Here is a 24,925-nt window from a genome sequence, read left to right as displayed (position 1 = left end):
CACGGTAATTCAATTTAACTATCACCGCGTGGGCGGGAGACCCGCCCACCCTACGGAATATTATTTCAATAATCCTGAGCAAAAGAAATAATATTTCACCTCCTGAAGCGCACGTCCTCCTGCACCACCTTGGTGTCCCCTTTTGGTTTCTTGGGCTTCTTCGGCTTCTTGACGATCTGCCCGCCCGCGACCGTCTCCGGCACGCGGTGTTCCGGCTCGAAGCCGCTTTCTTCCACGCGCTTGATTAGCTGGCGCGTCAGCGCCTCGATCGCGGCCAGGAATTCGACCTCGTCGGCCGCCACCAGCGAGACCGCCTCGCCCGAGGCCCCGGCGCGCCCGGTACGCCCGGTGCGGTGCACGTAATCCTCGGCCACGATCGGCAGGTCGACGTTGACCACCACCGGCAGGCCGTCGATGTCGAGGCCGCGCGCGGCGACGTCGGTCGCCACCAGCACCTTCACCTCGCCCGCCTTGAAGCGCTCCAGCGCGCGCAGGCGCGCCGGCTGCGGCTTGTCGCCGTGGATCGCATCGGCCGGGATGCGCTTGGCGTCCAGCAGGCCGACCAGCTCGTCCACCCCCTTGCGGGTTTTGGCGAAGGCCAGCACCTGGGTCCAGTCGTGTTTTTTCAGCAGGTGCAGGAACAGCTCGGGTTTGCGCTTCTTGTCCACCGGGACCAGCCACTGGGTGACCTTGGCCACCGTGGTGTTGCGCGGGCTCGCCTCGATGCGCACCGGCTCGCGCAGCAGGCGGTTGGACATGGCGCGGATCTGGTCGGAGAAGGTGGCCGAGAACAGCAGGGTCTGGCGCTTTTTCGGCAGCGCCGCGAACACCTGGTCGAGTTCCTTCGAGAAGCCGAGATCGAGCATGCGGTCGGCCTCGTCCAGCACCAGGGTGATGACTTCCGTGAACTTCACCGCGTTCTGGCGGTGCAGGTCGAGCAGGCGGCCCGGCGTCGCCACCAGCACGTCGACTCCCTTGCGCAGGTTCATCATCTGCGGATTGATGCTGACCCCGCCATAAGCGACCATGGTGCGCAGGTTCAGCCCGGCGCCGTAGCTGCGGAAGCTCTCGTGCACCTGCTCGGCCAGTTCGCGCGTCGGCACCAGCACCAGGGCGCGCGCGGCATTGCTGCCGACCGGCTTGTCGCGCTTGAACAGGCGCTGCAGGATGGGCAGGGCGAAGCCGGCGGTCTTGCCGGTGCCGGTCTGGGCCGCGGCCATGACGTCCTTGCCGGACAGGATGACGGGAATCGCCTGCTGCTGGACGGCGGTCGGGGTGCTGTAGTCGAGCGAAGCGAGGGTCTGGACGATCGGATCGATCAGTCCAAGCGAAGCAAAGGACATGGAAACCTTACGACGAGTAAATGTACAGGCCGTAGTTTAACTTGCCGGAGGCGGCAAGCGAAGGGCACGCCGGCTCAGGCGAGGTCAATCAGGACCGACAGGTCGACAATCGGCTTGACCGGCTCGCGCTGGTCCTTGCAGGCAGTCAGCAACAGGCAGGCAATCGCGAGCGCGGCGGCGGGGAAGAGGCGGCGCGGTGGCATGATGGCTCCTTGTCAAGAAGCCCCATCATACGCCAGTCCGCGCCGAAAATGCATACGGCGCGAAATCAGAAGTTGTACGAGATGCCGGCGCGCAGTACCGGGTAGATCTTGTAGTCCGAGACTTCTTCCTGCAGGCGCAGTTCTTCGACGTTGACGTCGCTCGCCAGCTTGCTGCAGAAGGTGATGTTGGTGCTGCAGCCGTAGGCGATCAGGTTGACGCGAGCCTTGCCCTGGTGGAAGACGCCGATGTCGGCATTGAAGTTCCAGCGCTTGTTCGGGGTGAGGGCGTTGCCCCAGCCGATGCCGATGTACGGCGCGGCGCGGCGGAAGTTGACTTCGCCTTTCAGGGCACCGAAGTCGGCGGCCAGGTAGTTGATGCCGTTGAAGTTGAAGCTGCCGTTCGCGGTCGGGACGCCAAGGGCCTTGAAACGGGTACCGTTATACAGGATGCCGCCGGTCAGACGGAAGCTGCTGTGCGGGATGACATACCAGTCGAACAGCACGTCGAAGGTCGCCAGTTTGCCGTCGAGCTCGTAGTCGACCAGGCCCGAGCGCTTGTCGAAGTCGTGCTTGAAGTAGTTGGCGCCGAAGCGGCCGTTCAGGTTGCTCTCCATCGGGACGACCAGGTGGAAGCCGGCGCCGGTGGTGCCGAGGTCGGCGGTGACGGCGGCGCCGATTTGCGCCTGGGCCGACATACTGGCGGCGAGGGCCGTCAGGGCAAGGAATGCGTGCTTGAGTGCCATGCTGGGAAAGCCTTGTGATGTTGAATTAGGGCATCATTGTAGCGGCAGCGCCTGCCGGCGGCGAGAAAAGCCGGCCCGGGTGAGGGCGATGTACAACGCTTTATTTGTGCCCGCCAGGGCCGGTTTCGTCGCCACTATCCCGGCTCCGTCGCATAATGTCACCCGGCAATAGAGACCAGGACTAATCTGGCACTGCCCTGACTACTGAAAGAACATCATGATTTCAAGCACTTTCCACATTGGACGCCTGCTGGCCGCCTGGCTCGGCTGCTACCTGGTCTTCGCGATCATCGTTGCCGAGGGGACCCGGGATATCGTCGAGCGCGAGGTCGGTGGCTATTTCGCGCTGCTGGCGCTGTTCCTCGGCCTGTGGGTGCTCTCCGGCGTGTTCTCGCACATGCGTCGGGTGCGCCTGATTGCCGGAACCCTCAACAGCAGCACCCTGTCCAACCGCCAGCGCCGCCAGATCGAGATTCCCTTCGAGGCGGGCGAGGCCTTCGACCTGATCGATGCCGCGATCCGCGAACTGCCCGGCGCGATCCTGGTCGAGAGCGCGCGCGACAGCCTGCAGGTGCGCGCCAAGGTCAAGCGCATCAATCCCTACGCCATGCACCACGACGGCCAGCCGCCTGCCGCCAGCTGGGCCTTCATTCCTTTTGGCGAGCGGCGCAACCAGATCCTGGCCACGGTGACGCCGAACGGCGATTCCGCCGGCAGTGTCACCCTGATCTGCGAACCGGAAGACCCGGCCTGGACCGACACCTTCCTGGTCGACCACGGCACCAACCTGGAAAACGCCGAAGCGATCGTGCGGGCGATTACCCGCCGGGTAGCCGAGCGGCGCCGCGGCGAACAGGCGATGGTGGCCCAGACCGCCACCGAGAAGGAGCTCACCGTGGCCAAGCTGAATTTGCTGCACGCCCAGGTCGAGCCGCACTTCCTGTACAACACCCTGGCCAGCGCCCAGGTGCTGACCCGCACCGACCCGGCGCGCGCCGACGAGATGCTGGGCAACCTGATCCAGTACCTGCGCCACTCGCTGCCGCGCACCGAGGACGCGCCCTCGACCATCGGCGAGGAACTGGAGCGCGCCCGCGCCTACCTCGACATCCTGAAGATCCGCATGGGGCCGCGCCTGCAGCTGCAGGTCGACGTGCCGGACGCACTGCGCGCGGTGCTGTTCCCGAGCATGATGCTGCAGACTCTGGTCGAGAACGCGATCAAGCACGGCCTCGAGCCCAAGCCGGGCGGCGGCACGGTCTGGATCCTGGCGCGCCAGGTCGACAGTGCGGTGGCGGTGACGGTGGCCGACGACGGCCGCGGCTTCACCGCCGAAGGCGGGGGAACCGGGGTCGGCCTGCGCAACGTGCGCGAGCGTCTGCGCCTGGCCTACGGCAACGCGGCCGCGTTCTCGATCGTGGCCAACTTCCCGAGCGGCGTGGCCGCCACCATCACCGTTCCGCACACTGTCAACAGCGCCGTAGCGGCAGGAGGCCACCATGCTTGATTCCCGCATCCGCTGCGTCGTGGCGGAAGACGAAGCCCTGCTGCGCGAATCGCTGGTCCAGCTGCTCGGCCAGGTGTGGCCGGAACTCGAGATCGTGGCCAGCTGCGAGGATGGCGGCAGCGCCCTCGATGCGATCGCCGAGCACCGTCCGGACGTGGTGTTCCTGGACATCCGCATGCCCGGCCTGAGCGGGCTGGAAGTGGCGTCGAACCTGCTGGCCGCCGGCATCAAGACCGAAGTGGTGTTCGTCACCGCCTACGACCAGTACGCGATCGACGCCTTCGAGCGCGGCGCCGTCGACTACCTGCTCAAGCCGGTGGCGCGCGAGCGCCTGGCCGGCGCGGTCGGGCGGGTGCAGGCGCGCCTGCAGCGCGGCGGCCAGGACAGCGGGCAACTGAGACAGCTGCAGGCTTTGCTGCAGCAGCTGCAGGCGGTTGCGCCGCCGCAGCCGAAGGCGCCGCCGCTGGTCTGGCTGACCGCCAGCCGCGGCCAGGAAACGCGCCTGATCCTGGTGGACGACGTGTGCTACTTCCAGGCCGACTCCAAGTACACGGTGGTGATGACGATCGAGGGCGAGACCCTGCTGAGGAAGCCCATCCGCGACCTGCTCGAGGTCCTCGATCCGACCCACTTCAAGCAGGTGCACCGCTCGACCATCGTCAACCTGCGCGCAGTCAGCGGCGTGACCCGCGACGAGAGCGGGCGCGGCGTCCTGCGCCTGAAGAACCGGCCCGAGACACTGGCGGTGAGCCAGCCCTTCATGGGCCTGTTCCGCAACATGTAACCAGATGTGAAAGCCTACACAGAGTGTATCGGGTCAATGGAATCGTGCTTGCCGATGGTAAAGTTATGCCATCAACAAGCCTGGAGGCACCATGAAAGCCCTGATTCTCTCTGCAGCCCTGGCGGCAGCTTCGTTCCCGGCCCTGGCCCAGACCAATGTCAGCATCAGCATCGGCCAGCCCGGCTTCTACGGCCGCATCGACCTCGGCGACGGCTACCGCAGCTACGGCCCGCCGCCGGTGTACGTGGCCGAACCGATCATCATCGAGCGCCGCCACCGCGTGCGCGCCGAGCCGGTCTACCTGCGCGTCCCGCCGGGCCACCGCAAGAACTGGAGCAAGCATTGCCGCAAGTACGGCGCTTGCGGCCAGCCGGTGCTGTTCGTGCAGGACCGCTGGTACTCGGACGTGTACGCGCCGCGCTACCGCGAAGTGCATTACCGCGAGCGCTACGACGACCGTGGCGGCCGTGGACATGACCGCCACCACGACCGTGGCCATGGCAGGGATCACGACCGCGGTCACGGCCACGGCAAGGGCCACGGCCGCGGCCACGACTGAGCCGGTGCCGGCTTCACGCCGGTAGCGGCACCCCCTCCGGCAGCAAGCCCTCGGCGATCAAGGCCTGCCAGAACGCCGCCGGAATCTTGATGTCCATCAGGTCGGCATTGCGGCGCAGGTGGCGCGTGCTGCTGGCGCCGGGAATGGTGGCCACCACCACCGGATGGGCCGCGCCGAACTGCAGGGCCGCCGCCGGCAGGTCGACGCCATGGCGCGCCGCCACGTGGCGCAGCCGTTCGCGGTGTTCGAAGTGTTTCGGCTTGGCCGGCACGTAGTCGTAGTGGTCGCCGCCCGCCAGGAAACCCGAGTTGAACGGGCCGCCGAGCACGATGCCGGCGCCGCGCTCCTCGCACCGCGGGAACAGGGCCTCCAGCGGCGTGGTTTCCATCAGCGTGTAGCGCCCGGCCAGCAGGAAGATGTCCGGATCGGAGTCGCGCAGCGCGCGCAGGCAGGGTTCGACCGTGTTCACGCCCAGGCCCCAGGCCTTGATCAGCCCTTCCTCGCGCATCCGCACCAGTTCCTCGAAGGCGCCGCCGCGGCCGGCCGCGATCCGGTAATGGTGGTCGAACCCTTCGCCCAGGTGGTCCGGGGAGAGGTCGTGCACGTAGACGATGTCGATGCTGCCGAGAGCCAGGCGCTGCAGGCTGTCCTCGACCGAGCGGCGCGCACCGGTCGCCGTGTAGTCGGTCAGGCGCCGGAAGGGCAGTGACGAGACGAAGGGCGGGGCGATGTCGCCGCTCGGATCGGGCACCAGCACGCGTCCGACCTTGGTCGACAGCGTGTAGTCCGTGCGCGGCCGGGTGCGCAGGGCCTGGCCGAAGCGGTGCTCGGACAGGCCGGTGCCGTAGTGCGGGGCGGTGTCGAAATAGCGGATGCCCGCTTCCCAGGCCGCGTCGACGGTGGTGCGGGCCGCCTCGTCGCTCGTGGTGTGGTACATGTCGCCCAGGCCGGTGCCGCCAAGGCCCAGGCGCGAGATCGGTCGGTAGCGCTGGTTCATGCTGTCCTTTCGTGTCGATAGTCGCGCCATGCTACACCGGCGCGCGGCGCGCACCGTTGAACCGGGCGGCCGTCGCTGCCGCCGACTCTTCCACACGAGCCAGGGTGCCGCAGGCTTTGCGCCGACGTAGTAAGATTGCCACATCGCCCATGTGCTGGCATTGCCGGACGGGCGCACCATGAAGGAGCTTACTTTGCGTAGCGAAATCGTGATCGTGGGTGGCGGGGCGGGCGGCCTGGAACTGGCCTGCAAACTGGGCCGCAAGCTGGGGCCATCGAAGGTGACGCTGGTGGACAGCCGGCTTTACCACATCTGGAAGCCGTCGCTGCACGAAGTCGCGGCCGGCACCCTGGACATCCACCAGGAAGGCCTGTCCTACCAGATGCTGGCGCATGACAACGGCTTCAATTTCGTATTCGGGCCGATGACCGCCCTCGACGCCGCGTCGAAGACCATCACCGTGGGCGCGATCCTGGCGGCCACCGACAACGACGAGGTCCTGCCCGAGCGCCGCATCGCCTACGGTTCCCTCGTGCTCGCGGTCGGCAGCACCTCGAACTACTTCGGCGTGCCCGGCGCCATGGAGCACACCATTTCCCTGAACGCCACCGAGGATGCCGAGCGCTTCCGCCTGCGCATGCTGCGCCTGATGCTGGCCGCCGAGCAGGATCACGAAGAAGGCAAGGGAAGCGGCCTGGACGTGGTGATCATCGGCGGCGGCGCCACCGGCGTCGAACTGGCGGCCGAACTACGCGAGGCCTCCGGCGCCTATGTCACCTACGGTTTCGACCAGCTGGACGTGAAGCGCGACGTGCGCATCACCATCCTGGAAGGCGCCTCGCGCGTGCTGGCGCCGCTGCCGGAAAAGGTGTCGAGCGCGGCCAACGACCTGCTCGCCAAGCGCGGCATCCGCGTGGTCACCGACTGCCGGGTCACGCAGATCGACCGCGACCGCGTCGTCGACAAGGACGGCAACGTGTATCCGTCCAAGCTGTGCGTCTGGGCCGCCGGCATCAAGGCGCCCGACCTGCTGGCATCGCTGGGCTTGCCGACCGCCAGGGGCGGCCAGGTCGAGGTCGACGCGCACCTGCGCGTGAAGGGCGCGGAGGACATCTATGCGCTGGGCGATTGCGCCGCCTGCGTCGACGGCAAGGGCAATGCGGTGCCGCCGCGCGCCCAGGCCGCCCACCAGCAGGCCGACTACCTGGTCACGACTTTCCTGCGCAAGTCCAAGGGCCATGCGCCCCAGGAGCGGCCGTATGAATACCGCGACTACGGTTCGCTGGTGTCGGTGGGCCGCTCCACGAGCGTGGGCAGCCTGATGGGCTCATTGCGCGGCGCCAGCTGGTTCGTGCAGGGCACGATGGCGCGCCTGATGTACACCAGCCTGCACCTGATGCACCACCGCGCGGTGCTCGGCACCTTGCGCACCGGGGTGCTGGCGCTGGCGCGCTTCCTGGTGCGGCGCGCCACGCCGCTCGTCAAACTGCATTGATACCGTAGGGTGGACGGCTTCGCCGTCCGCGCGTTCAAAGCACGTCTGAAAGTGCTGGAGCGATTATTCAAGGGCTGGTTGAACGCGCGGGCGGGAAACCCGCCCACCCTACAAAACCGGCCGTTCGGCAAAGTTTGTGACTCAGGCTGCGGGTGCCTGCTTCGGCAAAGTCATGCGCAACACCGCGCCGCCGGTCTCGCCGGCGCCGAGCTCCAGCGTGCCGCCCAGGAAGCGCGCGCGCTCGCGCAGCAGGCGCAGGCCGTGGCAGCTGGTCGACTCCAACACATTGTCATGCTTCGGCAGGCCGCTGCCGTTGTCGCGGATGGTCAGCATCACCTGCTCGCCGTCGTCGTCCAGGATCACGTCGACCTCGGTCGCGCGCGCATGCGCGGCCACGTTGCGCAGGCCTTCCTCGACGCAGCGCAGCAGCACCACGCCCTGGGTGCGGGTATAGGACCCGTCCTCGTCGGGCAGGCTGGCGCGCGCCTTGATGCCGTGCGCAGCGGCGAAGCCGGGGACCAGCTCGGCCAGCGCGGCCTTCAGGCCGAGGAACTCGAGCTTGTCGTTCCACAGCTCGAGCTGCATCTTGCGGTTGGTCTCGATGATGTTGGCGAGCAGCCCCTTCATCTGGGCGCTGCGGTCGCGCATCGACTGGTTCTCGGCCGGGATGTGCTGGCTGAGCAGGGCAAGGTGCATGGTCAGCGCCGTCATCGACGAGCCGAGGCTGTCGTGGAGCTGGCGTGCCAGCAGTCGGCGTTCCTCGTCCCAGCAGGCGGCGAGGTAGCCCAGCATCTCGGTGAGTTCAGCGGTGCGGTCCGCGCCAGGCGCTGTCGATGCGACTGCGGCGGGCAGGGGCTGCGGATGTGCCGGTTCGGTCATCGTAGGCTCGGTTAAATGTTTCCCAAATCATACAACAGTTGGCCGCGTGACGGCGCGCAAGGCCGGTGCATTGTACCCGGCGGGGTGCCGGAAGCAGCGTGCGCTGCCGTACAGTCGCGTTGCCCGTTTCAGGCGAAGCTTGGGGCGTGGCCATACCACTTTATTAATAACCGGGGGTAATACAATGACGACCGCAAGCAAATCGCAGGATGCCATCACGCTCCTCACCGCGCAGCACCGCGAAGTCCACGAGATGTTCGAGAAGTTCGAGAACATGACCGACCGCGCCAAGGTCAGCAAGAAAAAGCTCGCCGACGAGATCTGCCAGGCGCTGATCATGCACACCACGATCGAGGAAGAGATCTTGTATCCGGCAGTGCGCGAAGCAACCGAGGAAACCGAGGACATGGTCGACGAGGCCGTCGTCGAACACGCGTCGGCCAAGGACCTGATCGCCCAGATCCAGGAAATGGACCCGGGCGACGACCTGTACGACGCCAAGGTGAAGGTGCTGGGCGAGCTGGTCGACCACCACGTCGAGGAAGAAGAGAAGGAAATGTTCCCGAAGATGAAGGAACTGAAGCTGGACCTGCAGGCGCTGGGCCAGGAAATGGCAGCCCGCGCCGCCGAGCTGCAGTAAGCAATACCTGTCCCGGCGCCGCCGGGACTCCCAGCCTTCGCCGGGACAGTCTCAGGCCGCGTCGGCCGGCACCGTGGCCGGCGCGAGCGCCTCCAGCAACTGGTCCATGCCGACCGGCTTGACCAGGTGCTGGTCGAAGCCCGCTTCCATCACGCGCCGCTTGTCCTCGGCCAGTCCGTAGCCGGTCAGGGCGATCAGGCGGATGTGCGACGTGGCCGGGTCGCGCCGCAGGCGGCGCGCCACTTCGTAGCCGTCGATGCCGGGCAGGCCGATGTCGACCAGTGCCGCGGCCGGGCGGCCGGCCAGCGCGGCCGCCACGCCCTGCAGCCCATCGGCGGCGGTGTCCACCGGGAAGCCATGGGCGGACAGCATGGTCGCCATCATCTCGCGTCCGTCTTCGTTGTCTTCGATCAGCAGCACCGCTGGCTTGCCGGAGTTGTCGCCGCTCGACTGCTGCGCGGCCACGGACGGCACGACGGGTTCGGTGCGCGGCAGGCGGATCATGAAGGTACTGCCGCTGCCGCTGCCGTCGCTATGGGCGCTGACGCTGCCGCCATGCAGTTCCACCAGGCGCCGCACCAGCGACAGGCCGATCCCCAGGCCGCCCTGCGAGCGGTCGATCGAGATCGCGCCCTGGACGAACACGTCGAACACGTGCGGCAGCAGTTCCTCGGGGATGCCGACGCCGGTATCGCGCACTGTCAGCACCACGTCTTCGCCTGACTGCGCCACTCCGACGTCGATGCTGCCGCCCGCGGGTGTGTACTTGAGCGCGTTGTCCAGCAGGTTGGTGGTGATCTGTTCGAGCCGGGTCGGGTCGCCGTCGACCCAGTTCGGCGCCAGGTCGACGCTGATGCGGTAGCCGGCGGAACGGCCGGTGGCGCGCAGCGTTTCCAGGCAGCCCGATACCAGGTTGGACAGATCGATCGGCTTGCGCGCCAACAGGATCTTGCCCGACATCGCACGCGACAGGTCGAGCAGGTCGTCGACGATGCGCGACAGGTGCTGGCTCTGGCGCTGGATGATCTGCTTGGCGCGGCTCACCGTCTCGGCGTTGGCGCCGGCCATCCCGATCAGCGAGGAAGCACTGCTGATTGCCGACAGCGGGTTGCGCAGCTCGTGGCCGAGCATGGCGAGGAATTCGTCCTTGGCGTGGCTCTTGCGTTCGGCGTCGCGGCGTTCTTCCATCTCGCGCACCAGGCGGCGGTTGGTCGCGGTCAGCTCGGTGGTGCGCTGCGAGAGCTTTTCGGCCTGGCGCTTGAGTTGCTCGTTCTTCATCGCCAGCGCCACGAACACCGAGACCTTGGCGTGCAGGATCTGCGGGATCACCGGGGTGAACAGGAAGTCGGCGGCGCCGCGCTGGTAAGCCTTGAGGCGGTCGATCTCGTCGGCCAGGAAGGCGGTGACGAAGATGATCGGGATATCCGCCGAGCGCGCGCGCTGGTGGATCGCCTCGGCGGTCTCGAAACCGTCCATCCCGGGCATGTTCACATCGAGCAGGATCACAGCGAAATCGTGGAGCAGCACCTGGCGCAGGGCGTCCTGGCCGGAACGCGCAGAATGCACCGAATAATTGCTTTCTTCCGCCCACTGGTCGAGCAGGCTCGTCAGCGCTAAGAGGCTGGCGGCGTCGTCGTTGACGACCAGGATCTTGGGTTTGTCAGTGTGTGCCACGATGGTTCGCTGTGCTTTTCCTCAAAGGGTTTGCCTTTAGGAAAGATCTTACCAAATCAAGAGTGTAAGGTTTCAAAGAATCACTGTAATAACAAAGAATGATATCACGGGCAATTTAAGTGCAAATAGGCAAAACTCAATCGTGCGCGTGGTGACGTGTACGGTGCCGCACATACGTGCCCAAGTGGCTGTGCGATAGTGGAATCGTCCAGTTCAACCGACTCCATGGGAACGGGGCTGCCTACATGAAAGGACAGATAATGAATATCGACTCTATCGTAAATCAGGATTATCACGGCAAATCGTTCCGTGAGCTCGTCAATTCGCCGCTGACCGCCCTGTGTGGCGTCAGCGAACAACAGGCCAGTGCCTTTGCCGCCGCCGGCGTGCACACGATCAGTGATCTCGCCAACATGCAGATCGTCAACTACGCGCTCGCCATCAAGGCGCTGTCCAGCTGCGAAAACGCCTCGGGCAAGGAGCAGGCCGAGGAAGAGCTGCTCGACGACGCCGTCGAGATGACCTTCCCGGCCAGCGACCCGGTATCGGTCCAGTCCAGCATCACCCGCATCGAGGTGGCGCCCGACAAGGTCGACGCCAGCCGCGACCACCAGGCCGCGCAGGCGATCGAGTCGCATAGCGAGGAGATGCTGCGTTCGGCGGAAATCAATACCAGGTATCTGCAGAAGGACGAGGGCGGGAATCGCTGATCGATCAGCGGTTCTGTAGTTCATGACGGGCCACGGGCGGCGGGAGCTGCCGGTGGCCTGTTTGTTTTGGCAGGCGTGACGGTTTGAGCTGGCGGTATGCGACAAACCTGGGTGCCCGCGAAGGCGGAACCCAGGTTAACGTGTCAACCGAGAGCAAAAATGCGACGCGCCCGCTCAGCGATGCGCCGCCGTCTCCACCGTAGAGGGAGCAGCCGCGGCCGGCATTTTGGATCCAGCCTGGCGGTTGGCCGCCGGCGAGCAGAAGCGGTTCTTGCCGGCGCGCTTGGCTTCGTACAGCGCGTAGTCGGCGATGCTGATGAGGGCGTCGACCGATTCGGCGTCGTCCGGATAGATGCTGATGCCGATCGAGGTCAACAGGCGCAGGGTCAGGTCGTTGATGAAATAGGGCTCGGACACGGCTTCGACCAGCTTGGCCGCCGGACCCTGGGCGTCGGCCAGGCTGTGGATCTCGCCCAGCACCACCATGAATTCGTCGCCGCCGAGGCGCGCCACCGTGTCTTCCTTGCGCGAATTGGCCAGCAGGCGCTGCGACACCATCTTGAGGATGTCGTCGCCATAGGCGTGGCCGTAGGTGTCGTTGATCGCCTTGAAGCCGTCCAGGTCGAGGTACATGATCGCGGCCTTGGTATGGCTGCGGTTGGCGTGCTGCAGGGCGGTCTCGATGCGGTCTTCCAGCAGGCGGCGGTTGGGCAGGCCGGTGAGGGCGTCGTGCAGCGCCAGCTCCTGCTGCGCGCGCGAATACTGGGCCAGCTCCTTGTAGAGCAGGCGTACTTCCAGCATGTTGTGGATGCGCTTGTGTACTTCCAGTAAGTCGAACGGCTTGCTGATGAAGTCGCGGGCGCCGGCTTCCAGCGCGGCGATCTTGAAGCTCGGCTGGGCGGTCAGCGCCAGCACCGGCAGGTAGCCGCCTTGTTCGATTTCCTTCAGGCCCTTCATGACCTGGAAGCCGTTCAGGCCGGGCATCTGCAGGTCGAGCAGGATCAGGTCGTAGTTGTGCTCGCGATGCAGCGGGCATACCTGCTCGGGCAGCATCGTCGAACTGACGCAGGTGTAGCCTTCCTCGCGCAATATCTCTTCCATCAATTCGATATTGTCGGGCGAATCGTCCACCACCAGGATCTTCGCGTTCAAAATGTCTTGTCTGCTCGGCATGCTCGTTCTCTTCTACTCTGTCGGGAACGTGTTCCATTTCCTTTTGGAATGGACGCCTCCCATATCTTCATAGTCTAGCAAAAGCCTAAAAATTTCTTGTAGGACAGCGCCGCGTGTCCGGGTAGGATCATTATCGACCAAGCCCGCGTGCTGCGCCATTCACCATCTGTGCAGTCGGAACCGCGACCGAAGCGACGGCGGCGATGAGTTCTCCCGGCTCCACCGGCTTCGAAATATGGGTCGAAAAACCCGCTTCCAGCGCCTTCAGCCGGTCTTCGGGCCGGGCAAAGGCGGTCAGGGCGATGGCCGGCAGCTGGCCGCCGGCCTCGCGCGGCAGGGCACGCACCCAGCCGATCAGTTCGAACCCGTCGACCTCGGGCATGCCCAGGTCGCTCACCAGGACGTCCGGCCGGTCGGCGCGCAGCGCATCGAAGGCTTCGCGCGCGCTGGCGGCCACCCGTACCCGGGCATGGCAGTCGGTCAGGATGCGCGCGATCAGCTCGCGGCCGTCGCGCGCGTCGTCCACCACCAGCACCGTCAGCCCGGCCAGGTCGCGCACCGCGCCGTCGGGCGGCTCCGGCACCGGCGAGGGCGCGGGCGCGGCGCGTGACGGCCGGCTGCCGGAGGCCGGCGCCTCGGCGCGCGGCAGCTCGATCGTGAAGCTGGCGCCCAGGCCCTCGCCCGCGCTATCGGCCCGCACCGTGCCGCCGTGCTGCTCGACCAGGTGCTTGACGATCGACAATCCCAGGCCCAGGCCGCCATGCCGGCGCGTCATCGACGCGTCTTCCTGGCGGAAGCGCTCGAACACGTGGGTGATGAATTCGGGACGGATCCCGACGCCGTTGTCGCGCACGGTGATCGCCACCACCTTGCCGCCCGCGCCATGATCGTCGTCGCGTTCGCTGACCTCGACCGCCACCAGGCCGTCGCGCGGGGTGAACTTGATCGCATTCGACAGCAGGTTCCAGATTACCTGTTGCAGCCGGCCGGTGTCGCCGGCCACGAGCGCGCCCGGCGCCAGGTAGTGTTTCTCGATGGCGATGTGCTTGGCGTCGGCCGCCGGGCGCACCGTCTCGATGGCGGCATCGATGAAGGATGCTGGCGCGATCGCCTGCATGTCGAGCAGCACCTTGCCCGAGGTGATGCGGCTCATGTCGAGCAGGTCTTCGATCAGCTGGGCCTGGGCGCGCGCGTTGCGTTCGATGGTCTGCAGGCCGCGTTGCAGGTCGGCGCCGTCGCGGCTGCCGCGGCGCAGGACCTGCGACCAGCCGAGGATCGCCGACAGCGGGGTGCGCAGCTCGTGCGACAGGGTGGCCAGGAACTCGTCCTTCATCTGGCTGCTGCGCTCGGCCTCGGCGCGCGCCTCGCGTTCGTTCTCGAGCAGCACCTTGCGCTCCTCGGCGGCGCGGCGGGTGGCTTCGTACAGCCGGGTGTTGTCGACCGCGATCGCGGCCTGGGCGGCGATGCCGCGCACGATGCGCTCGCTACGTTCGGTGAACACGCCGGGTTCCGGGTGGCCGAAGAACATGGTGCCGAGCAGTTCGCCCGAGCGTGCCGCCACCGGCACCGCCATGTAGCTGCGCAGGTCCGGCTCCGCGGCTGCCGGATGCCCGGCCGGCAGCCCGAACCGGGGCGCGCTGCCGGCGTAGCGCGGGTCCTGGGCGATGTCGTCGATGCGCACCAGGTCCTCGGTGCGCAAGGCCGGCGGGTAAAGCGTGCTGGCGCGCGCTTCGTCGAAACTCTGGAATTCGCTCGAAGTCGCGCCCGACAGCGTGACCATCGAGAACAGGGTGCCGTCGCCGTCCTGCCCGTAATGGATGAAGGCGCCGAAGCGTGCGCCGCTGACCCCCAGCGCCGCCTCGGTGGCCGCGCGCAGCAGCGAGCGCAGGTCGCGGGTCGAGGCCAGGATGCTGCCGGTATTGTTGAGCAGCTCGAGCACGTGCGATTCGTCGCGCAGCGCCTGTTCGGCGCGCTTGACCTGGTCGACGTCGGTATTGGTGCCGAACCAGCGCACCACGCGTCCTTCTGCGTCGCGCACCGCGCTCAAGCGCGTCAGGTACCAGCGGTAGTTGCCGTCGGCGCCGCGCAGCGGGAATTCCATCTCGAAGGGTTCGCCGCTGCGGATGGTCTCGCGCCAGCGCCCCATCACCGCGGGCAGGGCGGCGGGGTCGATGGTGTCCTGCCAGCCCCAGCCCACGCTCTGTTCCGGCGTGCGCCCGGTGTATTCGTACCAGCGGTCGTTGAACCAGACGATGCCGCCGTCGGTGCCGGCCATCCAGGCCAGCTGCGGGATCGTGTTGGCCAGCGCGCGCAGCAGTTCCTCGCTCTGGCGCAGGGTGTCTTCGGCGCTCTTGCGGCCGCTGATGTCCTGCACCACGCCGGTCATGCCGACCAGGGTTTCCTGGCCCTTGCGTTCGGCATAGTCGGGGCGGCCGACCAGGGCCACCCAGCGCGCGGCCTGGCTCCCGGAAGCGCCGGTCGCGACCCGGCATTCGATGTTCAGGTCGGCCCGCGCCTCGAAGGCCTTGAGCACGGCGCGCCGTACCTGGATGCGGTGCTCGGGATGCAGGCGCGCGCGCAGCTGCGGCCAGGGCAGCGGGGTCTCGGCCGGCAGGCCCAGGATGCCGGCCGCGCGCGGCCCGAGGAGCACGCGGTCGAGCGCCGCGTCCCAGCGCCAGTCGCCCAGGCGCCCGGCGGCCAGCGCCACCTGCAGGCGGTTGTTGTTCTCGACCAGGGCCTGCTGGTCCAGCTTGCGCTGGGTGATGTCCTGGAAGTACAGGGTCAGCCCGTCCGGCGACGGGTGCAGGCGCATCTCCAGCCAGCACTGCAGGCGCACATAATAGAAGTCGCGCACCACGGTCTCGCGCCGTTCCATGGCGCGCCGGCAGTCCTCCGCCACCGAGGTGCCGTGCAGGTCCTCGAACTCGTCCCACAGGTTCTTGCCGACCAGGCCCGCGCGGCTCTTGTCGAGCGGGGCGATCATGTCGAGTGCGCGCCCGTTGATGTACATGATGCGCCACTCGCGGTCGACCGCGCAGAAGCCGTCGGACAGGCTTTCGAGCATGTTCTCCATGCGCTCGTTGGCGCGGCGCAGCGCTTGCTGCGCCCCCAGCAGCTCTTCCTCGGCGCGCTGGCGCGCCGCCAGCACGCTCTGGGCGTTGCGCAGCGCGGCCGAACGCATCATCTCGAGTTCGTGTTCGTCGCTCACGCGGCCCCCTCCAGCAGTGCGCTTGCCAGGCGCGTGCCCTCGACCCGTGCGCGTATCTTGGCGAAGGCGGTGGCGCGGCTGATGCTGTCGTCGTCGAAGAAGGGAGCGAAGCCGGCGTCGTCGGTCGTGCCGAGCCGATGCGGGTCGAGGTATTGGGCCGCCAGCAGCACCCGGTCGCGCACCTGCGCGGCGCTCTCGATGCGCGCCTCGAAAGGATCGACGACGCCGACGAACACGCGCTGCTCGGGACGCGCATAGTCGCGCGCGATGCGCAGCACGCGCTCGGGGTCGGGCTGCCCGGCCACCGCGATATAGAAGCTGCCGGCGCGGATCTCGAACAGTGCCGGCAGCAGCTCGGCGTAGTCGACCGCGGCATCGGACCCGCCCGCGGCCGTACGGACCCCGGCCGCCGACACGTGCAGTCCGATCAGGGCGCGTTCGGCGGCGGAAAAGCGCGCCAAGGCCATGTTGTTCAGGTGGACGAAGCTGGCCAGCAGGGCGCCGCTCGGGTCGAGCCGCATCGCCAGCGGACCTTCGGCGAAATCGATCTGCACCTTGTGGGCGCCGGCCTCGAGGCAGCGCCGGATCTCGGTCTCGTGTTCGCGTACCAGGTCGTCAAGGAATTGCTCGCGCGGATAGCCGGCCAAGCCGTCGGGCGGGTAGAGCAGCGACAGGGCCGAAGGCGAGATGATGGCCTGCTTGACCGGCTGGGTCGCATGGCGCCGCGCCGCGCGCACGTACTGGTCGGCGTAGCACTGGTAGCGGAAGGGGCCGTGCGTGAGGCGCGGCATGCGGTGGCTGGTGGGGCCGGAACCAGTATGCACGGGGATGCGGAAGCCGTCCGGCGCGGTATTGGCCGCGCCGCGCACCGGATAGCTCCAGAAGTTCTCGAGCTTGCCCTGCTCACCGTCGCTGATGACGGGCGCCCCGGTCGCCTCAAACTCGGCCACGGTGGCGTGCACCGCCGCCTCGAGCAGGGGCGCGAGCGTGTCTCCCGCGGCGCCGCCGCGGATCGCGGCGACCAGCTCGGGCGGACGGGGAATGCTGCCGATCGGTTCAGTTGGAATCATCAGTGCTGGCATGGTGGCAGGCGCCGGGCGCACGGCTGCGCCTGGCCTGGTAAGGGCCATTGTAGCCCAGCCGAAGCCTGCCGGCACGCGGCATCGGCCTCACCTGGCGGGCGCCGGCTGGCGCGCCACCTTTGCCAGGGCGTCCTGGAGCTGGTCCAGCTCGTAGGGCTTCTGCAGCGACAGGTAGGGGAACTCGAGGTGGCGCAGCAGCGAATCGCCATAGCCGGACGCGAAGATCACCTTCAGCGCCGGATTGTCTTCGAGCGCGCGGCGCGCCAGGTCCACGCCCGACATGCCGGGCAGGCTGACGTCCGAGAACAGCACCTGGTAGCGCTGCTTGGCCAGCAGGACCAGGGCGTCGTCCGGATGCGCCACGCCGTCCGCTTCGTGGCCGAAGGCCTTGAGCATCTCGCACACCAGGTACTGGGAATCGAGGTTGTCCTCGACCACCAGGATGCGCAGCGCGGCGTCTTCGGGCTCCGTCTCGAGCGCCGCCGGCGCGGCGGCTGGAGGGGCCAGCAGGATGTGGATGCCGCCGATGCCGCCGTGGCCGTCCGGCAGCGGCGTGAGGCGCAGGTCGCAACGATGTTCGAGCGGGCCGTCGGCGTGGCGGAAGCCGAGTGTCGTGCCTGCCACCAGGCCGGGCTGCCCGGACCAGGCCTGCTGCAGGGCGGCGGCGGCAGCGGACAGCGGCGGCGGCAGCACCGAGGGCACCGAGCCGCCCGGCACCCGGCCGAAGCCCAGGCCGGCAAGCGCCGCATAGGCCTCGTTGAACACCAGGATGGTTTCGCGCCCCCACACCAGCAATCCCGGCAGGGGGGAGTTGAGCAGCAGGTCGGCCGCCACGCGCAGCGGCGCGGGCCAGCGGGCGGGTTCGCCCAGGCTGCTTCCAGACCAGTCATAGGAGCTAGCAGTGCGCGGATCGTGTTCAGGCATGGGCAGACTGTTGTAGGAACGAAAACATGGCGGCCATCCTACACCAAATGCAGGCCAACTGCCGTCTCGATCCGTGCGAGCCATGCCGGGCAAAAAAAAGCCCGCTTCTGGGAAGCGGGCTGAATCTATTTCCTTGGAGGAGAATAGAGGAGACAGGAAGCATGATGCTGCATTGCCGCAAATTAGTCCAATTTATATTTCAAATGACCGCCATCAAGATTATTGATGAGTCCGCTTTGTCAACCAAGCCGTGGCGTGGCTGCGACGCCGGCCCGGCGGGAGGCGCGCACGCTTGGTGCATGGGTGAAAATGTTCTACGATGGCAACTATGTTAAAACCTTCCCAGCTAGCCTGCGTCTGTGCGGCACTGTTTTTGCTGCACGCAGGCGGCGGGCTTGCGGCCGGGCATGCCGGACTGGGGCAGGAAGGCGCGGATGCGCTTGCGCTGGAAGACTACTCCCTGGAGCAGCTGGCCGATATCGTGGTCACCTCGGTCTCGCGCCAGCAAGGGCGGCTCAGCAGCGCGCCGGCCTCGGTGTATGTCATTAGCGGCGCCGAGATCGCGCGCTCGGGCGCGACCACGGTCCCCGAAGCGCTGCGCCTGGCGCCGAACCTGCAGGTGGCCTTCACCGGCGCCCAGGAATATGCGGTCAGCGCGCGCGGCTTCTCCTCGCAGCTGGCCAACAAGCTGCTGGTGCTGGTGGACGGCCGCAGCGTCTATTCGCCGCTGTTTTCCGGCGTCTACTGGGAAGCCCTGGACGTGGTCCTGGCCGACGTCGAGCGCATCGAGGTGATCAGCGGCCCCGGCGGCACCATCTGGGGCACCAATGCCGTCAACGGCGTCATCAACATCATCACGCGCAGCGCCGCCGATACCCAGGGCGGGCTGGCACAGGCGCATGCCGGCAAGCGTTACGCCGGCGCCGTGCTGCGCCACGGCAAGCGCCTGGCCAACGGCGCCTACGTGCGCGTATACGGCAAGCGCGACGAAGCCGGAGCGGCGCCCGGCGACGTCCCGGATGCGCAGGGCGGCGGCGCTGGCCGGCGCCAGGCGGGCTTCCGCCTCGATTGGGATGGCGCAGGCCAGGACCTGAGCGTGAGCGGCGACCTGCATGCCGGCGCGCTGCGCGCCGCGGGCGAGCCGCGCACCGATTTCTCCGGCGCCAACCTGGTGGCGCGCTTCGATACCCAGGTGGGCGGCGCCACCGCCCTGCGCCTGCAAGCCTGGCTCGGCCAGCAGCGGCGCGAGCAGCCCGGCGCCGGCCGGCACAAGCTCGATACCGCCGACCTCGAGGTCCAGCTGGCCACGCGGCTCGGGCAGCGCCATTCCTTCAGCTGGGGGGGGCGGGGTGCGCCAGGCGCGCGACCGCTTCGACAACGGCCCCATCCTGCAATTCGCACCGACCCATCGCACGCTGCGCTCGACCAACCTGTTTGCCCAGGACGAATTCAGCCTCACGCCGGCCCTGCGCGCGACAGCCGGCCTGCGCCTGGAGCACAATGCCTACAGCGGCACCGAACTGCTGCCCAGCCTGCGCTTGGCCTGGGAACACGCCGCCGGCGCCATGCTGTGGGCGGCCGCCTCGCGCACGGTGCGCGCCCCGGCCCGGATCGACCGCGACCTGCGGCTGGTGGATCCGGCGTCGAACGGCCAGCGCTACCTGATTGCGGGCGGCCCCGACATGCAGTCCGAGGTGGCCCGCGTGCTGGAGCTGGGCTACCGCGCCCAGCCGGCCAGCACGGTGTCGTATGCGATTGCCCTGTTCTACAGCGACTACGAGCGCCTGCGCACGCTGGAGCCCCAAGCGGGCGGGGCGGTATTTCGCAACCTGGGGCACGGCCGGGCGCGCGGGGTGGAAGCCTGGGGCAGCTGGCAGCCCATGCGCGGCTGGCGCCTGTTCGCGGGCGCGGTGTTGCAGGATATCGACACCGGCGTGGCCCTCAGCAGCCTGGATGCCTCGGCGCGTGCCGGTCTGGCGACCAACGACCCGCGCAGCTACTGGCAGCTGCGCTCATCGCACGAACTCGGCGCCGGGCTGAGCGCCGACCTGCTGCTGCGGGGCGTCGCGCGCCTGCCGCAGCCGGCCGTGCCGGGCTATCATGAACTCGACGTACGGCTGGCGTGGCAGGCAGGCCCCGGCGTCGAACTGGCCCTCGCGGGCCGTAACCTGCTGCACGCCCGCCATCCCGAGTTCGGGGAGGCGGGCCTGCGCCAACTGGCTGAACGGCATGTGTTCGCCAGCGCAACGCTGCGTTTCTGAAAGCTCCATGACAAGAATGAAGACAAAGCTCCCTGACCGAATGCGACGCCGCCTGGCCTGCCGGGCGCTCGCATTGCCGCTGTTCCTGGCGGCGGCTGCAGGGATGGCGCCGCGCGCGCTGGCGGAAGGGGGCGGCGCCCAGGCGCTCGAGCGCCGCGTCAAGGCGGCCTTCCTGTATAAATTCCTCGGCTATGCCGAGTTTCCGGCGCATGCGTTTGCCGACCCCAACGGGCCGCTGACGATCGCCGTGGTCGGCTCGGACGAGATGGCCGCCGAACTGGCGCGCATCGCCAGCGGCCGCATGATCGCCGGGCGTCCGATCGTGGTGCGGCAGGTGGCCATGAACGAGGCGCCGCCGGCGGTGCACCTGCTGTTCGTGGCAGGTGGCGACGCCGAACGGGCCGGCCGCGTGCTGCGCGCCGCCCCCGGCGCCTACCTGACCGTGACCGAATGCGACGGGGGCCTGCGCTGTGGCAGCGTCATCAACTTCCGCATCGTCGACGAGCGCGTGCGCTTCGACGTCTCGCTGGATGCCGCCGAAAAGAAGAACGTGAAGCTCAGTTCGCGCCTGCTGACCGTGGCGAACCGGGTACAGAAGGGAGGGTCGTGATGGGCATGCACGATACCGGCTCGGTCCGCAGCAAACTGATCCTGATGGCCGTGGCGACCACCATCGTCGCGCTCCTGACGGCCGCCATCGCCATGATCGTCGTCGACGCGCGCAGCTTCCAGCGCGTCTGGATCGACGACCTGAGCACCCAGGCCGACATCGTCGCCGACGTCGCCGCCCCGGCGGTGTCGTTCAACGACAGCAGCGCCGCCGAGCGCAGCCTGGCGGTGCTGCGGGTGCGGCCGCAGATCATGGCCGCCGCCATCTATACCAACAGCGGCCAGCGCTTCGCCACCTATGCCAAGGCGGGCACGGAAGCATCCTTCCCGGCGCGTCCGGAAGCGGCGGGCCACCGCATGGAGAGCGGCGAACTGGAGGTGTTCCGCCCGATCGTCGAGAACGGCGAGCCGCTCGGCACCGTCTACCTGCGCTCGCGCTTCGGACTGCTGGACCGGGTGCTCAGCTACGGCGCCATCCTCGGCGGCGTGATGCTGGGCGCGCTGGTGATCGCGGCCCTGGTGGCCTCGCGCCTGCAGGCCTCGATCACCCGGCCGCTGCAGGCGGTGACCAACGTGGCGCGCCAGGTGATGCTGCGGCGCGACTTCAGCTTGCGCGTGCCTGGCAAGGAAAAGGGCGAGATCGGCGTGCTGGTGGAAGCCTTCAACGACATGCTGGCCGAGATCGGGCGCCGTTCGGACGCACTGCAGGCGGCCAACCGCACGCTGGAACACGAGATGACGGTGCGCGAGCGCGCCGAGCAGGCCCTGATCGTGGCCGACCGCAGGAAAGACGAATTCCTCGCGACCCTGGCGCACGAATTGCGCAATCCGCTGGCGCCGATCCGCACCGGCCTGGACATCCTGCGCATCCGCAGCGGCGACGCCCAGGCGACCCAGCGCGCCACCGACATCATGGAACGCCAGCTGCGCCAGATGGTGCGCCTGGTCGACGACCTGCTGGACGTCTCGCGCATCAACACCGGCAAGTTCACCATCAAGATGGGCCGCGTGGAGCTGAAGGCCGTGGTCAACGACGCCCTCGAGGTGGTGCGCTCCTATATAGAACTGCATGGCCACGAGCTGGTGATCGACCTGCCGGACCGCCCGGTGTTCCTGCACGGCGACGCGACGCGCCTGGCCCAGGTGCTGTCGAACCTCCTGAACAACGCCGCCAAGTACACCAACCGCGGCGGACGCGTCACCCTCAAGGCGGGCGTCGAGGACCGCACCCTGGTGCTGGAAGTGGCCGACACCGGGATCGGCATCGCGCCGGACATGCTCGACACCGTGTTCGAGATGTTCGTGCAGGTCGATTCGACCCTGGAGCGCAGCGTGGCCGGCCTGGGCGTCGGCCTGTCGCTGGCGCGCAAGCTGGTGGAGCTGCACGGCGGGACCATCGAGGCCAGGTCCGAAGGCCTGGGCCAGGGCAGCAGTTTCGTCGTGCGCCTGCCGATCGTGGTCGACCCGGAGCCGATCGCCAAGCCGACGCCGGCCGCCTTCATCAGCACCGAGTCCTACCGCATCCTGCTAGCGGACGACAACGTCGACTTCGTCAACAGCATCGGCGCGCTGCTCACCGCCATGGGCCACAGCGTGGTCATCACCCACAACGGTCCGGACGCGCTGGCGGCGGCGGCCCGCTTCTGCCCGGACTATGCCTTCCTGGACATCGGCCTGCCGCACATGTCGGGCTACGACCTGGCACGCGGGATCCGCAAGCTGGCCTGCGGCTCGATGACGGTGCTGATCGCCGTCACCGGCTGGGGCCAGGAGAAGGACCGCCAGCTCGCCTTCGAGGCTGGCTTCGACCACCACATGGTCAAGCCGGTGCGTTTCGAGCAGATCGAGGAAATCCTGGGGAACCGCAGCATCATCAAGAAGCTGCGTACCTGATCCGCGGGCCCCGCAGCCGGGGCCCAAGCCTTCTTTCGGGGTCAGGTCTGACATTTGGACACGGACTCGAGCATGCCGTCGTTTTTATTGCTCAGCTCGTGTCTGAATGTCAGACCTGACCCCTTGTGACTGACGTTTCTTTGGACAAAAAAAGACGGAAGCGCTTGCGCGCTTCCGTCGTTCTATTTCAGCAGGTGTGAGGCTCAGGCCTGCTTGGCTTTGCGGCGGCGTGCCAGGAAGCCCAGGATACCGAGGCCGCCCAGCATCATGCCGTAGGTTTCCGGCTCCGGAACTGGAGCCAGCATCACGGCACCGCCGAACGAGGCGCCGGTATCCGACACCAGATTGCCGCTGACCTGCAGGTAGTAGTTACCGGCGGCCAGGTTATCGCTGGAGATGCTCCAGACGTCCATTGCGCCGCTCATCAGCGAGGTACCGGTGGTGATGAGCGTGTCGTCTTCGCCATACAGGGCCAGGGCGGTGATGTCCAGGCCCTCGCTTTCGCTGCGGCTGATCGACGAGATGATCGCATCCAGGTTCATCGGCATATCACCTTCGACGGTGAAGGTGAAGCGGTCAGCGAAGGTATTACCTTCGTTGTCAGCCGCGAAGGTGTCGCCGAAGAAGGCGGTGTTGTCGATCAGCTCCAGAGCCTGTGGGGAGTTGCCGACGACCTCCTGGGCCATCACGGCCGACGAACCAAACGAAGCGGAAGCAAACACAATTGCAGCAATCAGAGATTTTTTCATTTCTTTCCTCGCATTAGAATCAGCCGCGTCCTGCAGCCTGGGTTTCAAGTATCGGGGAACTTCATGCTATCAAAAGGGCAAAAAAAAGCACGTGGAAGTGTGATTGAACGTTCAATGCGTGCTACATGTTCCGCAAAACAAGAGATTTCTGAGAGGACATACTGTGCGCCTTCTCTTCATAGGAGAACTCGTTTCATCGGGGTTGATAGGTAGAAAAAAATTCTCGAGTTGCTGAAAATGTGTAAGCGCAGTCCTACAGAAACGGGAGGGGCTTTCCGGCGCTGAGCCCGTGCGATTTCAGTCCGGTTTAATGAACGAAGCGTAGCAGTTAGCGCGTTTTAGGAGGTTTTTGCTGAGTTACCTCAGCAGCGGATCGAGGGCTCGGCACGGGCGCAGGCAGGCGTCGACGAGAATAGGCCTACCCGGGTCGGAAAAACGAGAGGGGATGGCGGAAAAGAAAAATGGCCCAGAATCGCTTCTGAGCCATTTTATAAAAGTTGGCGCGGCTGGCAGGAATCGAACCCACGACCCCTTGGTTCGTAGCCAAGTACTCTATCCAGCTGAGCTACAGCCGCCCGAGGCACGCATTATAGCAGCATTGGATGATTTGGCAAATCCCCCGATTCGTTGAACCCAAGCCCATCCGGAGTGATTCCCCCCAGCCCCGTTGCGAGGATCGGACGCCCGGTGAAGCGCGGAAGCCGCGGGGGAGGGAAATCGAATTGCGATGCTGCGGGATGAATCTTCTCAGAGCCGTCTTAGAAGGCGCTTAAGCGTGGCGCTGGCGGGCGCAACATGTCAATCTGCCGGGAAGCCGGCGAGGGGACAAGGAGAGCGGCCGCATCAAGCCGATGCCGCAACGAAAAAAGGGACCAGATTTTTCAATCTGGTCCCTCATATTCTGGCGCGGCTGGCAGGAATCGAACCCACGACCCCTTGGTTCGTAGCCAAGTACTCTATCCAGCTGAGCTACAGCCGCCCGATGCACGCATTATAGCAGGAGCTTCGCATATTGCCAAAGCCTCATTGGCATCCTGGCACATCCTGCGGGTCTTACAACGAAAAAAGGGACCAGATCTCTCAATCTGGTCCCTCATATTCTGGCGCGGCTGGCAGGAATCGAACCCACGACCCCTTGGTTCGTAGCCAAGTACTCTATCCAGCTGAGCTACAGCCGCCCGAGGCACGCATTATAGCAGGAGCTTCGCATATTGCAAAAGCCTTCATTGGCATCCTGGCACATCCCGCGGGACCTGCGTGGGCCCCAACGAAAAAAGGGACCAGATCTTTCAATCTGGTCCCTCATATTCTGGCGCGGCTGGCAGGAATCGAACCCACGACCCCTTGGTTCGTAGCCAAGTACTCTATCCAGCTGAGCTACAGCCGCCCGAGGCACGCATTATAGCAGCGCCTTGTCATTTCCGGAAGCCTCAATTTTTTTCCGTAGGCAAACTCGCTCTGGTAGATTAGCCGGGTTGGGACCTGATGAGAC

Annotated in this window: 20 protein-coding genes, 4 tRNA genes and 1 pseudogene; 10 read left to right on the top strand and 15 right to left on the bottom strand. The window is 66.7% G+C overall.

The window, feature by feature from the left end; translation table 11 throughout:
• Positions 1-95: 95 nt before the first annotated feature.
• From ACK6C6_RS12850 to ACK6C6_RS12840, 3 genes are all read right to left on the bottom strand, one after another.
• Entirely contained in the window at positions 96-1,343 is a 1,248-nt protein-coding gene (locus tag ACK6C6_RS12850; protein ID WP_409267633.1) for a DEAD/DEAH box helicase, read from the bottom strand.
• 74 nt (positions 1,344-1,417) lie between these two features.
• Positions 1,418-1,546, bottom strand: coding sequence for a hypothetical protein (locus ACK6C6_RS12845; RefSeq protein ID WP_267872328.1), 129 nt, complete (start codon positions 1,544-1,546; stop codon positions 1,418-1,420).
• 65 nt (positions 1,547-1,611) lie between these two features.
• A complete protein-coding gene (locus tag ACK6C6_RS12840) occupies positions 1,612-2,289 on the bottom strand; it encodes a hypothetical protein (protein WP_409267632.1) in 678 nt (225 codons plus the stop codon).
• A 217-nt stretch (positions 2,290-2,506) separates the two neighbouring features.
• On the opposite strand from ACK6C6_RS12840, the gene ACK6C6_RS12835 reads away from it, so the two are divergent.
• The 3 genes from ACK6C6_RS12835 (at position 2,507) to ACK6C6_RS12825 (ending at position 5,139) form a co-directional block, all read left to right on the top strand.
• On the top strand, positions 2,507-3,796 hold the full coding sequence (locus ACK6C6_RS12835) for a sensor histidine kinase (RefSeq protein ID WP_409267631.1): 1,290 nt from the start codon (positions 2,507-2,509) through the stop codon (positions 3,794-3,796).
• Positions 3,789-4,580, top strand: coding sequence for a LytTR family DNA-binding domain-containing protein (locus tag ACK6C6_RS12830; protein WP_292043720.1), 792 nt, complete (start codon positions 3,789-3,791; stop codon positions 4,578-4,580). The genes ACK6C6_RS12835 and ACK6C6_RS12830 overlap by 8 nt, the downstream gene beginning before the upstream one ends.
• 91 nt (positions 4,581-4,671) lie before the next feature.
• Complete coding sequence (locus ACK6C6_RS12825) at positions 4,672-5,139, top strand: hypothetical protein (RefSeq protein ID WP_292043723.1); 468 nt, start codon at positions 4,672-4,674, stop codon at positions 5,137-5,139.
• Between the two features lie 13 nt (positions 5,140-5,152).
• Here the strand turns inward: ACK6C6_RS12825 and ACK6C6_RS12820 are convergent, their stop codons facing one another.
• Entirely contained in the window at positions 5,153-6,136 is a 984-nt protein-coding gene (locus ACK6C6_RS12820; RefSeq protein WP_409267630.1) for an aldo/keto reductase, read from the bottom strand.
• A gap of 178 nt (positions 6,137-6,314) precedes the next feature.
• On the opposite strand from ACK6C6_RS12820, the gene ACK6C6_RS12815 reads away from it, so the two are divergent.
• On the top strand, positions 6,315-7,631 hold the full coding sequence (locus tag ACK6C6_RS12815) for an NAD(P)/FAD-dependent oxidoreductase (RefSeq protein ID WP_409267629.1): 1,317 nt from the start codon (positions 6,315-6,317) through the stop codon (positions 7,629-7,631).
• A 141-nt stretch (positions 7,632-7,772) separates the two neighbouring features.
• On the opposite strand, the gene ACK6C6_RS12810 is transcribed toward ACK6C6_RS12815, so the two are convergent.
• Complete coding sequence (locus tag ACK6C6_RS12810; RefSeq protein WP_409267628.1) at positions 7,773-8,510, bottom strand: sensor histidine kinase; 738 nt, start codon at positions 8,508-8,510, stop codon at positions 7,773-7,775.
• Between the two features lie 184 nt (positions 8,511-8,694).
• Here ACK6C6_RS12810 and ACK6C6_RS12805 point away from each other — a divergent pair, with 184 nt between their 5' ends.
• Entirely contained in the window at positions 8,695-9,150 is a 456-nt protein-coding gene (locus ACK6C6_RS12805) for a hemerythrin domain-containing protein (protein ID WP_036208017.1), read from the top strand.
• 51 nt (positions 9,151-9,201) lie between these two features.
• On the opposite strand, the gene ACK6C6_RS12800 is transcribed toward ACK6C6_RS12805, so the two are convergent.
• Entirely contained in the window at positions 9,202-10,824 is a 1,623-nt protein-coding gene (locus ACK6C6_RS12800; RefSeq protein WP_409267627.1) for a response regulator, read from the bottom strand.
• A gap of 260 nt (positions 10,825-11,084) precedes the next feature.
• On the opposite strand from ACK6C6_RS12800, the gene ACK6C6_RS12795 reads away from it, so the two are divergent.
• Complete coding sequence (locus tag ACK6C6_RS12795; RefSeq protein ID WP_409267626.1) at positions 11,085-11,534, top strand: hypothetical protein; 450 nt, start codon at positions 11,085-11,087, stop codon at positions 11,532-11,534.
• A 174-nt stretch (positions 11,535-11,708) separates the two neighbouring features.
• On the opposite strand, the gene ACK6C6_RS12790 is transcribed toward ACK6C6_RS12795, so the two are convergent.
• From ACK6C6_RS12790 to ACK6C6_RS12775, 4 genes are all read right to left on the bottom strand, one after another.
• A complete protein-coding gene (locus tag ACK6C6_RS12790) occupies positions 11,709-12,707 on the bottom strand; it encodes a diguanylate cyclase domain-containing protein (RefSeq protein WP_409267625.1) in 999 nt (332 codons plus the stop codon).
• 130 nt (positions 12,708-12,837) lie between these two features.
• Positions 12,838-15,915, bottom strand: a complete 3,078-nt coding sequence (locus ACK6C6_RS12785; protein WP_409267624.1) for an ATP-binding protein — start codon at positions 15,913-15,915, stop codon at positions 12,838-12,840.
• Complete coding sequence (locus ACK6C6_RS12780) at positions 15,912-16,985, bottom strand: 5-methyltetrahydropteroyltriglutamate--homocysteine methyltransferase (RefSeq protein ID WP_409267622.1); 1,074 nt, start codon at positions 16,983-16,985, stop codon at positions 15,912-15,914. The genes ACK6C6_RS12785 and ACK6C6_RS12780 overlap by 4 nt, the downstream gene beginning before the upstream one ends.
• Positions 16,986-17,084: 99 nt before the next feature.
• Complete coding sequence (locus ACK6C6_RS12775) at positions 17,085-17,921, bottom strand: response regulator (protein WP_409267621.1); 837 nt, start codon at positions 17,919-17,921, stop codon at positions 17,085-17,087.
• 319 nt (positions 17,922-18,240) lie between these two features.
• On the opposite strand from ACK6C6_RS12775, the pseudogene ACK6C6_RS12770 reads away from it, so the two are divergent.
• The 4 genes and pseudogenes from ACK6C6_RS12770 to ACK6C6_RS12755 form a co-directional block, all read left to right on the top strand.
• A pseudogene (locus ACK6C6_RS12770) lies at positions 18,241-18,705 on the top strand (TonB-dependent receptor plug domain-containing protein); the annotation flags it as partial.
• A 565-nt stretch (positions 18,706-19,270) separates the two neighbouring features.
• The gene (locus ACK6C6_RS12765; protein WP_409267620.1) at positions 19,271-20,182 is read left to right on the top strand and encodes a TonB-dependent receptor plug domain-containing protein; all 912 of its coding nucleotides are present in this window, start codon (positions 19,271-19,273) and stop codon (positions 20,180-20,182) included.
• A gap of 40 nt (positions 20,183-20,222) precedes the next feature.
• A complete protein-coding gene (locus tag ACK6C6_RS12760; protein WP_409267619.1) occupies positions 20,223-20,792 on the top strand; it encodes a YfiR family protein in 570 nt (189 codons plus the stop codon).
• Complete coding sequence (locus ACK6C6_RS12755; protein ID WP_209588320.1) at positions 20,792-22,684, top strand: ATP-binding protein; 1,893 nt, start codon at positions 20,792-20,794, stop codon at positions 22,682-22,684. The genes ACK6C6_RS12760 and ACK6C6_RS12755 overlap by 1 nt, the downstream gene beginning before the upstream one ends.
• A 203-nt stretch (positions 22,685-22,887) precedes the next feature.
• Here the strand turns inward: ACK6C6_RS12755 and ACK6C6_RS12750 are convergent, their stop codons facing one another.
• From ACK6C6_RS12750 to ACK6C6_RS12730, 5 genes are all read right to left on the bottom strand, one after another.
• A complete protein-coding gene (locus ACK6C6_RS12750) occupies positions 22,888-23,433 on the bottom strand; it encodes an FxDxF family PEP-CTERM protein (protein ID WP_209588319.1) in 546 nt (181 codons plus the stop codon).
• 498 nt (positions 23,434-23,931) lie between these two features.
• A tRNA-Arg gene (locus ACK6C6_RS12745) sits at positions 23,932-24,008 on the bottom strand.
• 327 nt (positions 24,009-24,335) lie between these two features.
• Positions 24,336-24,412: transfer RNA gene (locus tag ACK6C6_RS12740), tRNA-Arg, on the bottom strand.
• 122 nt (positions 24,413-24,534) lie between these two features.
• Positions 24,535-24,611: transfer RNA gene (locus tag ACK6C6_RS12735), tRNA-Arg, on the bottom strand.
• Between the two features lie 132 nt (positions 24,612-24,743).
• Positions 24,744-24,820, bottom strand: a tRNA-Arg gene (locus ACK6C6_RS12730).
• Positions 24,821-24,925: the final 105 nt, after the last annotated feature.

Origin of the sequence: Massilia sp. BHUDP2 (genome assembly GCF_046236355.1) — a bacterium.
Taxonomy (GTDB): domain Bacteria; phylum Pseudomonadota; class Gammaproteobacteria; order Burkholderiales; family Burkholderiaceae_D; genus Telluria; species Telluria varians.
This window is presented reverse-complemented; position numbering and strand designations above follow the sequence as displayed.